General features: G+C 48.3%; 10 protein-coding genes. 6 read left to right on the top strand and 4 right to left on the bottom strand.

The window, feature by feature from the left end:
- Positions 1–79 precede the first annotated feature (79 nt).
- Positions 80–457, bottom strand: coding sequence for a hypothetical protein (locus AABA75_RS20280; protein ID WP_338294555.1), 378 nt, complete (start codon positions 455–457; stop codon positions 80–82).
- A 554-nt stretch (positions 458–1011) separates the two neighbouring features.
- On the opposite strand from AABA75_RS20280, the gene AABA75_RS20285 reads away from it, so the two are divergent.
- Positions 1012–2574, top strand: coding sequence for a serine hydrolase domain-containing protein (locus AABA75_RS20285; RefSeq protein WP_338294556.1), 1563 nt, complete (start codon positions 1012–1014; stop codon positions 2572–2574).
- Between the two features lie 141 nt (positions 2575–2715).
- Positions 2716–3447, top strand: coding sequence for a hypothetical protein (locus AABA75_RS20290; protein WP_338294557.1), 732 nt, complete (start codon positions 2716–2718; stop codon positions 3445–3447).
- Positions 3448–3455: 8 nt separating this feature from the next.
- Here the strand turns inward: AABA75_RS20290 and AABA75_RS20295 are convergent, their stop codons facing one another.
- The 3 genes from AABA75_RS20295 to AABA75_RS20305 are packed head-to-tail and all read right to left on the bottom strand — an operon-like array spanning position 3456 to position 9051.
- Complete coding sequence (locus tag AABA75_RS20295; protein ID WP_338294558.1) at positions 3456–4673, bottom strand: phosphoenolpyruvate carboxylase; 1218 nt, start codon at positions 4671–4673, stop codon at positions 3456–3458.
- Positions 4670–5305 (bottom strand): hypothetical protein, encoded by a 636-nt coding sequence (locus AABA75_RS20300; RefSeq protein WP_338294559.1) that lies wholly within the window; start codon positions 5303–5305, stop codon positions 4670–4672. Before AABA75_RS20300 ends, AABA75_RS20295 begins: the two co-directional genes overlap by 4 nt.
- Positions 5302–9051 (bottom strand): ATP-binding protein, encoded by a 3750-nt coding sequence (locus AABA75_RS20305; protein WP_338294560.1) that lies wholly within the window; start codon positions 9049–9051, stop codon positions 5302–5304. The genes AABA75_RS20300 and AABA75_RS20305 overlap by 4 nt, the downstream gene beginning before the upstream one ends.
- Positions 9052–9334: 283 nt before the next feature.
- Between AABA75_RS20305 and AABA75_RS20310 the strand changes: the two genes are divergently transcribed.
- The 4 genes from AABA75_RS20310 to AABA75_RS20325 are packed head-to-tail and all read left to right on the top strand — an operon-like array spanning position 9335 to position 12531.
- Positions 9335–10174 (top strand): DUF3450 domain-containing protein, encoded by an 840-nt coding sequence (locus tag AABA75_RS20310; protein ID WP_338294561.1) that lies wholly within the window; start codon positions 9335–9337, stop codon positions 10172–10174.
- Entirely contained in the window at positions 10171–11589 is a 1419-nt protein-coding gene (locus tag AABA75_RS20315; protein ID WP_338294562.1) for a MotA/TolQ/ExbB proton channel family protein, read from the top strand. The genes AABA75_RS20310 and AABA75_RS20315 overlap by 4 nt, the downstream gene beginning before the upstream one ends.
- Before the next feature lies 1 nt (position 11590).
- A complete protein-coding gene (locus AABA75_RS20320) occupies positions 11591–12124 on the top strand; it encodes a MotA/TolQ/ExbB proton channel family protein (RefSeq protein WP_338294563.1) in 534 nt (177 codons plus the stop codon).
- Positions 12121–12531, top strand: coding sequence for an ExbD/TolR family protein (locus tag AABA75_RS20325; RefSeq protein WP_338294564.1), 411 nt, complete (start codon positions 12121–12123; stop codon positions 12529–12531). Before AABA75_RS20320 ends, AABA75_RS20325 begins: the two co-directional genes overlap by 4 nt.
- Position 12532 lies beyond the last annotated feature (1 nt).

The following is a 12532-nucleotide window of genomic DNA, read 5'->3' on the forward strand; positions in this document are numbered from 1 at the left end:
AAAACCAATCCTGTTACTTTAAACAGGCGGTTTTAGGTTGATATGTACTGAACAAAACGGTTTAAGTTTGCTGCTTTCATTAACCATCACCAAGCAGTTTCACTGGGTGAACCTTAAAGAGAGTTAGCAAACGATATAATAACCATCCTGCAGCTCCTCCGGACACTGAAAACAATATGTCAAAAAGGTCAAAAGTCCCCCACGCAAGGTGAACCTGCATAATTTCGTAGAAGCACACTCCCAAGGTTAAACCCAGCAAACTTTTAAGGTAGTCGTATTGGCTAAATAAAAACGGAATGGAAATGAGAAACACTGCGATAAAATTTGGAAGTGAGCCGATAAAAATCGACAAAAGTACGGTTTCGTGAGTGCTTAAACGCAACTGCCCTATCCAGCCATCAGCGATGATGGCGGCCGTTACAGACAGTACACTTGCCAGTATTAACTTAGTTTTCATAGTCTACCTCCTGCAGGCTCGCCACTTGAATTTAGGGAGTACTAACCCCTATCGTTAAGTGCAAAAGTACGTCTTAATCTACCGATATTGTAGCTCACAGAGGCTTTGATGGAGTGAAACGAGTTACTGAGGTAGTTGTTAATTCCTTCCGTTCCGCCGATGGAGTCATAGACATAATTTGCTCCAATTCCTATTCCCACACCGATAAGTACAGGATTTCAACCGCTAACGCTGTTAATTTCTGTTTCATTTAGTTGTTTCATTCTAAGTCCTTTTTATATCGTTAATTAGTAAACCTGCTTTGACATAACAGGTGAAATCAATATACAGAAGAGAGTAATTAAATCACCTGTACTAAAGTACAGTTTTACAGCACCAATCAAAGTTCAGCTCCGCTTGATCTGTGATACAACGCTGTTTAATTAACTCTCCAAAAAGTATTTTGTATCCACCAGATACAATTTGAAAAAGTCCGGTACAAGGGCATACAGCATTGCCTCCCATCAAACCATACACTGCTTCCTGTCAACACTCATTACACAGGAAGCAGCATTATGTTGAAACAATTAACACTTATCTCGATGGCCGTTTTGGGCCTTTCCGCTTGCGGTGGTGGTTCTTCCGAAACACCTATCACTCCCGTGACTCCACCACCGCCGCCCCCCACTCAACCCACTTCGGAGTTTGCGGCGGTGGCTGAAGCTGCAAGAGCAGAGTTGCAGAGCAACCAATCGGCAGCGGTTTCTGTCGCTGTCTACAAAGACGGTGAAGTAGTTTACGCCGAGGCGTTTGGCAATAATCAATGGCAAAATGGCGATCCGGTTAATGCCAATACCCTTTTCCAGTTGGGCTCCACGACTAAGATGTTCACTAGCCTGGCCACCATGCAATTAGTGGAGCAAGGCATCGTTACGACTGAAGATACTCTTACATCTACGTTGCCCGATATTCGCTATCTGGCAGAACAATCGCAAAGCTGGAATGACGTCAATATTCACCACCTGATGACCCACCAAAATGGCTTTCTGGATGACTACCAAGCCATGTCGGATAACAGCGAACTGATGCGCTATATGCAGCAGCAATACGGTAATGCCAACCCCAAAATGGTGGCACCGGGCAAGTTCTTTAACTACAACAATCCAGGATTCTCCTACCTGGGGGCCATTCTTGAACATGTCGAAGCGCAAGATTTTCGCGATGTCATGGCGCAATCGGTATTTGAACCACTTGGCATGTCGCGCACCACTATGCATCAAAGTGACGTTGGCAACGATGGTAACTTCGCATTGGGCGTATACAGCAATGAAGACGGCACCCCTGTAGGCTACACCAGCTTGCATCAGGTGCAGGACTGGTTACCCATCATTCCTGCGGGTATATACACCTGGTCGACCCCTACAGAATTATTGCAAATGGCCGACTTTTTGATAAACGGGAATAACGATGTATTGGCCGATGAATACCGCACAGAAATAACTAAAGCTCAGGTGTCCATGGAGCAAGCTGGACTGCCGCTAAATTACGGTTACGGTATTTTTATCGATGAGGGCTTTGCCTATAACAACCGTTGGTATCCCATGACTGTTTGGCAGCACGGTGGCAATACCGAAGGTTACACCTCTATGTTCTGGGTACTTCCAGAGGAAAACATCGCGGTATCTATCATGAGCAGTGGCTATTCCGACTACTACATTGAAACCATGGTGGCGGCCTTGCAAAGCGTGATGGAGTTACCCACTCCCCAAGCCATGCCTTACGGCGAGATTGATACCGACAATTTTGATCGGCATGTGGGTACCTACAATACAGGTGCCGTTACTATCGAGGTAAGTAATAAAGATGGCGTATTGCACGTTAATGTACCGGAAATGAACGCACAAAACGTGCCTTACAGCCCCACATTGCAAGCAATCGGCGGCAACACCTTTTTGGCTACGGCCGATGGCGACATTACCGATTTAACTTTCTTTGCCGACGAGGTTGATGGCGACTCTAACTACATTCGCAATCGTAACTATGTGGCCATTCGAGTAGGTAGCGAAACCTCCGAGCGTCCGGCCGCAGCCAAACAACTGAGAACCACCTCTGCCACCAGCAAGATCATTCTCGACTAATATAATCTCAGTGAAATCAACAGCAAGTTAATGCCAGCCACAAGGAAGTGGGGGCATTTTTCTTTTTGCTATGTGGTGGTCGAACTCAGTGTCCATAACGGGTATGATTTAACTATTCATTGCTCAGGGACGCATTGTTAATTGAAACGCCCACTTGTCTCGCTGTTGTTGTGGCTAACTTGCACGCTCAGTTTTGCTGATACGAGTCCGACGGTAAGCACCTGCACCGACTACACGCCTTATCATCAAAACGAAGCAGGTGAGCTTGTCTTTAACGGCCGTAATATCGAAACCTTGTACCGGGTTGTAGAAGGTCTGGGGTTAACTTTAGATATGTCCATTCGCGCTCCCTTCGTGCGCTGTATAAAACTGCTGGAACAACATAAAATTGATGTGTTGCCCGGTTTGATTTATACCGAAGAGCGAGCCAGTCAATTCAAACTCATTCCCTATCGACAAAAAACACCACTGGCGATCTTCTATTTAAAAGACGAATTCCAGGATTTTGACATCTCCAAACTAGGCAGCACCGAAGTTATTGGTATGCACCGCGCTTTTGCCTTGCCGGATGACGTAAAAACTACCGAGCTGGAGAGCCGACTAACCCCTATCACCTCAGTGGGTGTAGGCTTTGAGATGCTGGCCAGACATCGCCTAAGTGGCGTATTGGCCACCACGGAAACCGGGAAACTGGTGCTGGCCGACTGGCCTGAGATGCAGGATAAAGTTAGTTACAAGCTATTGCCGTCAGAGAACGATTCGGTTTACTTCGCCATCAATCCAAAATCACCTTTAATCCATCGTGAAGCAGAGATACTGCAGGTGCTTAAGCAATTAGCACAAACACCTGCCTTTCAGCATTTGGGTTTATAGCGCCCGCATCATCGCAGGCCCAATACCACATCGGATATCAGATAATTACCATTGTAGATAGGATGCGGCTCACCTAAAGCATCCATAGCAAAGTAGCGCTGCTCTTCTTCCGGTAAGCCCTCATAACCACCAATCACCTGATACAACCAGGCTTCCGGTTCAAATTCTAATTGCTGCTGATGGTGATAATCCAGCGCCGTAATATAAGCGCCGCTTTCGATCACTTCGCAGAAGTAGGCATCTACCGCTTTACTCAGTTTATCTTCGTCCAGGGCTACTTCCTGTTGCTCTTCAATCTTAATATTGCGAGCCGAGCGCTCCGGTTGGGCTTTTTTAAGATGACGGAAATCCCGGATACTGCTGACAATGGACTGTAAGTCCAGTTCGTGTTCGCTGTTGAGTACGTCCACTGCTGCAGACTGTATCATGCTTTGCGCCACATTAAACAGTGCTGGGACCGCGCTCATCTTAGTGTAATCAGAAGGCACAAAATCTGGCTGTTGTTCACTGTGCAGCAAGAAGCCTTTAAGCAGGCGGGTACGGCCACGATACTCGCGAAAGCGTCCCAATAACTCTAATAACTTCGCCTGAACGATAGCCAATTCCTGGGTACAGCGGGCAAAGCTGTTTTGTAACACCACCACCAGTAAATGGCGCAGATCGCGATCACTGCCCGCCACTTGCACCAGCTCATCAAAACGGATCATTTCCAGCTGGTTCAGCAGGTCGCTCACCTGAGACTGTGCTAGTTCGTTTTCACGAATCTTAGCATCCAGGCTATCCACATAGCCGAACTCGTTATTAATACGACCGAACAGCACACGCACGCCATTACTGAGCATGTCAGTGAGTACATACACCTGCTCGGTAAGATTGTTTAAATGGGCCTGGGCCTGCTCAAAACGCTGATTGTGCAGGGCTTCTTTGTAGTGCTGAGATAATGTCGTTAGTGCCGCAATGGCGCTACCGATATTGGCATTGATGTGGCGGTTGCGCTCATCATTTAGTCCGGCTTCCAGCAGGTTACGCACCGCGCTTTTCAGGCGCAGGTCAGCATCCGGTTCAGGACGCCATAAGATGTTCAGCGTTTTTAATTGATCCAGTACTTTCGGTGATACCTGCGATTCATCAACACCGCCAGTGAGATAGGCCTGCATAATAATATCGGAGTGGCGACTCAAGGCATTGAGTAGCCGCACGCCCGCTTGCTGCAGATTCTTACTCACAGCAGGCTCTCCTGTTTCGCCGCCATTTCTGCTTGCTGAGACAAGGACAGATTCTCGGCATCATCAATAAAACGCAACACCTCAAACAGATAATCAATTTTTCCGGTGGCGATAAATAGCTGCTTTTCCGGGTTGGGTTTCAGCAGATACCCCAAGTCCACCAGACGTTTAAATACCTGCTTTATCTGCCCATCTAAAGTGGTACTGGTAGAACCGAACAAGCGATAACGAGAAATCTTCTCAATCTGCTCAGCAAATGCAGGAGTGTCCTCAATCACGCTTTGCAATTCATTGAGTCGAATCGGTAAGCCGCGACTCACTGGCATGTCGCTGCCAGCTGCTTCTTGCACCAGCAATAACCACTCCACCAGCGGCAACAGATTATTGGCGATATCCTGAAACTGACTACTGAGTACTTTGCGCTCTTTATCGGCCAAATCCTGATAGGCGGCATAATACACTTCGCCTTCGGCGGCCGTAGCCAGGGTGCGGTTTAACAAATTAAGTTGTGTTTCAATTTTTTGTGCGTTGCTTTCACCGCTCAAATAACGCCAGGCCTCTTCGTCACTCACTTCACAAATAAACTGTCCGGATAACAGCTGCTCCAGCACCAATCCTTGTTGTGTCATCATGCTTGTGTCTCCTCAGTTTTGGCGTCTGTTTGGCCGCTGTTATTTTTATCCTGGTGCTCGTCATCTAACATGCGCAAGGCGTTTTTCGCTTTCTCCTGCAGCTTTTGCGAAATAGCGCTGACTTTCGGCTGCACCACCTGCAAACGGCGTTTGGCTTTATCGATAATGTAGCGATTTTCAAACAGGGCCAGCACGTCAGAATCCGGATTCGGAAACGCTCCTAATACGTGGATGTTATTCTTTTCGCAGGCGTCAAAGATCTTCTTCACGTTATTATGGTGCAGCGTGCCTAATTCATCGATAGGCCAATGTACCGTGGCTGCTGAATGGCCGCGTAATAACCGGGTAAAGGCCAATAGGAACTTACATAAAATCAGGTAAGCCATACCATGGCTGGAAGACTCATTCAATTGTCTGTCAGTGCGGATCACCAGATCGCTGTTACCTTCTTTTAAACGCAGCTCAATATCTAACAACCGACTTATGCCACCGGATAAGGCTGCACGGCCTAAGATGTCCAGCACCTGACGCATGCTGGCGCCATAAACCTCATCCGGTAAACTATCGGCTCCGGTACTCATCCATTGCTGATGTAATTCGTTAAAGCGGGTGAGTTCCGGCCAGAATTCCAGCTCGGTAATGCGCGAGCGAATTTTCACCGCCGAGTCGGAGACACCGTCCAGGAACAGCTCTTCGTCTACCTCACGGGTGATGCGTTTACTTTGCCCCAAGATGCGCTTATCAATATCCGCCAGAACGTGGAAGTATTGAGTCAGATCGGCACCAAAGATGCGCCCCTGCTCTTTTAAACCATTGAGTTTTTGCGGTACCACTTCATTGAGCAACTGATCCAGATGCGTTACCAGCTTGCGGTATTCCACCACAGGCATGCCCTGCTCAGACTTATAACTGCAGGCTTCGCGGGCATGTTCCCAGATATCCGATAAGCCAGTACCCGATTGGGCGGCAATCAGGTGATCAAAGTGTTCTACGTGGTGTTTAACCGCATCAGCAAGGCTACTGAAGGACGCCAACAACTCATCACTTTCACTGATGCGTTGGGCAACACTGCCCGCCATACCCAAGGCTTCGCTATCTGCCACTTTCGGTAATGGCAGTTTCACCAATGCTTTGTGGATGCGCTTAGCATTGTCGTGCTGTTCCTGTTGGGTGCGCAGTTGTTGCTCAGTGTCCGTCTGACTTTCTTTGCGGGCCTGACGCGCCGATTGATAGCTTTGCTGCTCCTGCTCCAGATTGCGCTGAGCATCGGCTTGTTGCTTTTTGGCCTGAGTGAGTTTTTGCTGCCACTGCATTTTCTGCCCAGTGAACACATTTTTGTACCAGCGCTGATACTCTTCAATTTTGTGTTTGTTGTTCACCGTGTGTTGAATGTCTTTTTTCAGTTGTTCCAACTGCTTTTTCAGACTGCCAATTTCATCCACATCCACACCGCGCTTGGCCATTTCGTCTTCCAGAAATTGCTGACAAGCTTTTTTGTCTTCTTCTGCCTGACGTTTAGCGGAGGCCATTTGCTGTTTGAGCTGCTGGATTTTTTCATCGCTGGCATCAATCAGCTGTTCCCAGTGAAATTTCTGCTCTAACTCTTGCTGGGTCTGACGCTCGTTTGATTCTTCGATGGCTTCTACTTCAGCGTGATTGAGCTTGCTGAGTTTGTCCTGAATTTGTTTTAAGGCTTTTTTGCTGTTGAGTTTGCGCTCCGACAAGACCTGACGATATTCCGCCAACAATTGCTCTTTGTCTTGCTGCGCCCGCTGACGGTTAGACAGAGCGGTATTTAGTTGCGCTTTTAACTTGGCTTTATCCAGCTCCAGCTCGCGAATTTCTTCACTGGCTTTGGACAAGCGCTGCTCTATGGCACTTTGCTGCTCAGATAATTGCGATAACGCCGTTTGGATCACCTCCAGTTTTTCCCGTAAAGCCACCTCTGATTGGGCGTATTCCGGCAGGGCGACAGTGCTGAGATCCAGCTTCAAACCAAACAATTCATCGGATTGCACATTAAAGTGGGGTTTTAAATCGGTGCGGTTTAACAGCTCCGGCTGTACGACTTTACCCAGGGTCTCTTGCCAGTCTGGCATCTGTGCTCGCAGGTATTCCAATAAAGAATGATTGCCGGGATAAAGGAGCCCTTCTACTCGTTTAAGCTCCTGCTCTTTCGCCTGGTATTGTTTGCGTACTTCTTGCAGCTCGGTATCGATACCTGCGCGCGCTTTGACGCTGGTTTCCAGCTGGTTATCGATGCTGGTTAAACGCTGACGCACTGCATCTTCCGCTTCAGATGCTTCGCGAGTAGCAGCGTCTTGCAGCTCTAATTGATTCTGTTCAAATTCGGTAAATCCGGCACTTTGCAGACGAGTAGTCGCTTCCGTCTCCTGAATTTTCAGCTGTGCTTTTTGCTGGGCATAACTGTCTTTCAGTTCGTGAATTTCTTCACGGCACTGACTCTGAATGGATTGCAGTGCCAGTTGCTGATCGGATTTTAGCTGGGCTTTGTGCTCGCTTTCTTGTAACTGTGCTTCACCTAATTCATCCAACTGGGCACTGAGCTTCTCACTCATTTCAGCGATACGACGGTTATAAGTGGCTTCGATGTCCTGGTGCTTTTCAGTGAGCAATGCATAGCGACCACTTAAGGTGCCTTGCTCGTCCTGCCATTGTGGTAACTGTTGCAGGTTTTGCTGCAGGGTATCAATGTCCTGCTCTTGCCAGCTGTCGTATTCATCTTCGATTTGATTCAGATCCCGCTCAAACTTTTGCGTGTCGGCTTTGGCTTCTGATAACTGTTGGTTCAGATCATCTCGCAGCTGTTGCCATTGGGCGTCCGCCACCTTATTTTCCGCGATTAAGCCTTCTAACTTGTCTTTCAGCTTTACCAGGTTGGCGGCGAGAATAGCCACGTCCTGATCGATCTGTACTTCAATGGCCCCAAGGCGTTGTTCGGTTTGCTGTAACTGCTGCTCGGTTTCCTGCAATTTGGCAAATTCAGGGCGTATGGCATCAAATTCCTGAATCAAACGACATTCGCGGATCCAGTTATCCACATGGGCGGGTTTTAAACTGGAAACCGGCGGCTGTACACCATCTTCTTCCAGGATGGCACCAATCATGGTTTTGATGGTTTCCATCTTGCCTTCTTTGGAATGCACCGCGCGCGCCAGCTTCTCAATATGGCGCATATGCTGACTGGCGGCACACAAACTGAAGACTCGGGCATAACCGATAAGATCCCGTGAATCGGGGCAGCTATTCATCAGAGTGCGATCATTCTGAATAACACCGCGAAACGCTTTGTTATTCATCAAGTTAGACACCAGAATATTCTGCTTCTTAAACTGCCTGCCCAGTTCCGACATGGTCAGGGATGTGAATTCTCCCGGCTTGTGCTCAAACACGTAGTCGTCCAGGGCAAAGGGCTTAGCCACTAAACGATATTGCACTCCCGTACCATTGGAGGACAATACCAGCTGACACACATTGTCTTCGTGCTGACAATATTCGTAAATTATAAAACTGGATTCTCTAGGTAAGTACCAACGCTCAAAACTATCGCGTGTGGCGGGTACCACGCGGCTGGGAGATTCGCCATAAAATACCGGAACCAGACGCTGTAAAGTGGTTTTACCGGAGGCATTGGTACCACAAATATTGGTGTGGCCCTGCAGTTTTAATTCTACGCGCCCGGGCAGGTGCGTATCGATGAGAATAATTCGTTGTAAACCAGGCATAGATGTCCTAAGAAAAGATATGCGGAACGGGCGTTTTCTGTGACGCGCTACTGTTTTCTAAATGGAGGTAATTATGCCAGGTTTCAAGGCACTTGTATGCCAGGATTTACCTTTGTTTATTGTGTATTTTGGCGCTCTGACCTGTCCGGGCATCCATCGATCCCAGCCACTCGTCCCAAGAGGCTCGCTATCAGTGACAAGCAAGTTAAACACCTGTTTAAATTTGAATCAATATCTCGTAAAGTAGGGGTAATTTGCTCCCCTTGATTTATGGAAGAGTCACTTGCTAAATACCAATAACAACTGTCAAAAAATGCGCAGTTACCTCACCTGCAGCTCAGTATTCTTTGGCTTGATTTTCTCGGGCAACTGTCTGACCCAAGATGCAGCAGCAAAAGAGTTAGCACAAGAGAAAGCCATTGTAGCAGAAACCCACGCAAGCCTGAGTGCATCGCAACAAACGGTGGAGCAACTGGACAATGCCACCCGCAAATTGCTGCAGGAATATCAGAACATCATGCAGCGCAACGACTACCAGCAGTATTATCAGTTTCAATTAGAACAACTGGCTAAAGAACAACAAACCGAAATTGCCAACCTTGAGCAGCAGCTAGAAGAGCTGGCTTATCTGGAGCTTACCTTAATGCCTCTGATGCAGAGTATATTGGTAGCGCTGGAGGAATTTGTCGCCGTCGATTTGCCCTTCAAACAACAGGAACGGCTCGCTGGTGTGCAGCAACTGCGGCAACGTGTGAATAGCAGCAGTTTATCTCTGCCGGAAAAGTACCGATTACTTATGGAAGTATGGCAAATCGAATACGATTATGGCCGCAGTATTGAAACCTGGCGCGGCACCATAAATCAAATAGACGGTGAAAGAGCAAAAGGTGAATCACTGGCGGTTAATTTTTTCCGATTGGGTCGGGTGGCCTTGTATTACCAAACCCCTGATGGTGCCCACAGTGCTATATGGGATCAGGAAACTAAAAGTTGGCAACCATTGGCTGTAACCTTTAACCGTCAGATCCAACAGGCTATTCAAGTGGCCGCTGAACGCGTAGCGCCCGATTTGCTTGCCCTACCTCTGCCGACACCCGGGGCGAAAGCAGGGAGCGCACAATGAAAAGACAAGTGCGAGTAAAGCTGTTTCTGCTGTTCAGCATTTTTGCCTTTCCTGCTACGGCACAAGAGAGCAGCGCTACCCAATCCCTGTTGCAAAAAGTCATCGAAGAACGGCAACAGGAAAAACAACGTATTCAAGAGCGCGAAACGCGCTTTTTACAGGCTAAAAACCAACAGGCGCAATTACTGGCACAAGCAAAAGCCGATTTTGAGCGCTTTCAGCGACAAAACAATCCGCTGAAACAAACCACTATGGCCAATGAACAGCGCATTGCCGAATTACAAGCACAAATCCAACAACGCAAAGCGGAGACAGGCGACCTGGACAGTGTGTTCAGACAAATGGCAGGGGATTTTAGTAGCACGCTGAATGCCTCACCTATCAGCATGCAACTACCTGAACGCCAAAAGGCATTTGAACAACTTTCCGGGGCACAAAACGCCAATATTGAGCAGATGGAGCAGCTGTGGTTGCTGGTGCAAGAAGAGATAACTGAAGCTGGCTTAATTCAGCAATTCGATGCACCTGTAGTACAGCCGAGTGGTGCGATCGTCAATGAGTCTGTCACCCGAGTAGGCAGCTTCAGCAGCTACACAAATGGCCAGTTTTTGCGCTTCGTACCCGAAACTCATGAGCTACTGCTCACCGGACAAGACTCGATGCAAACTCGTCAGAATCAGCGCTGGTTTGCCGCCACCCAGACACTGGACACCCTTCATGTGGATCCAAGCCAAGGGACGCTTTTGAACTTACTAGACTGGACGCCCGGCTGGCAACAACGTCTGGAGCAAGGCGGTGTAATAGGCAAAATTATCTTATCACTAGGCGCCCTGGGGTTGCTTATCATTCTATGGCGCAGCGTGTCATTACTTTGGCAACAGCAACTACTCAGGCAGCAGCTCAAAGCGTTGCAAACACCGCATTCAAACAATGCTCTGGGGCGCATTCTGTTGCGGGTATTGGCACTAAAATCAGATAAGCAAAGTCAGGACCAGGCCAACGACTTTATGACCATGGCGCAAGTACACCTGGACGAGGCAGTACTTACAGAGGTCAATCAGTTGGAAAAGGGCCACAACCTGCTCAAACTGCTGGCAGCAACAGCACCTTTGTTGGGGCTTTTAGGTACCGTCACCGGCATGATTGTGACTTTTCAGAGCATCAGCTTCTTTGGTAGCGGCGATCCAAAACTGATGGCTAGTGGTATCTCACAGGCACTGGTCACAACGGTACTAGGCTTAATTGTAGCCATTCCGTTGCTGTTCGGCCACAGCCTGGTGAGTAGTCTGGCAGAGTGTATAATTCGCCGCTTAGATGAGCAAAGCGCGGGATTATTGGCGCAATACCTGAGTGCAGCGCAAGGCCAGCCTTTGCTCTTAAATACGTCGCCCTCAATTACGTCACCAGGACAGTAACATGACCTTGTACAACAGCTTATTGAGCTTTATGGCCCAAGGTGGACCGGTACTCTGGGCCGTCGCGGTCACCAGTTTGCTATTGTGGCTGTGTATTTTTGAGCGCGGTTTTTTCTACCGTTTTGAATATCCCAAAGCGCGAAGTGCCAAGGTACAGGCGTGGCAACAGTTGACCAATCACGATTCGCCACCCGGACGGGCTATTCGGCAGCAATTTTTATGCGATTTATCCTTACTTTTGCACGCCAGATTAAAACTCATCAATACCCTCATCATGCTCTGTCCACTGATCGGGTTAACCGGCACAGTCACGGGCATGATCAGCTTGTTTGATTCCATCGCCATCAATGGCAATAGTGAGATAAAAGCCATTTCCGCAGGAATTTACCGCGCCATTTTACCCACCCTGGCGGGATTGGTAACCGGACTTTCAGGTTATTATTTTGCTATGCGGTTTAACCAAAAAGCGCAGTTGCAGGAATTGCTATTGGCCGAAGACCTGGTGGCCTGTACACAACCGGAGCAACAGCGATGAGTTACCACCGACACAAGCGCCAAACTCAACAGGCAGAGCTGGATATGACGCCGATGCTGGACATCGTATTTATCATGCTGATCTTTTTTATCGTTACCACCTCCTTCGTAAAAGAATCAGGCGTGGAAGTGAATGCGCCGCAAGCCCAAACCGGCACTACCCAAAACGCCAATATTTTTGTTGCCATCACCGCCGAAGGTGATGTCTGGATTGATAAACGGCTGGTAGATTTACGCTCAGTGCGCACCATAGTGGCGCGCCTGCACGCAGAAAATCCGCAAAGTAGTGTGGTGATCCAGTCGGACAATCAGGCACGCACCCGCGAACTGGTGAGTGTAATGGACCAAATTCGAATGGCCGGCATAAACAACGTCGCGATTGCCACCGACAGCAGTAACCCGCAATAAC

Origin of the sequence: Planctobacterium marinum, assembly GCF_036322805.1 — a bacterium.
Classification (GTDB): domain Bacteria; phylum Pseudomonadota; class Gammaproteobacteria; order Enterobacterales; family Alteromonadaceae; genus Planctobacterium; species Planctobacterium marinum_A.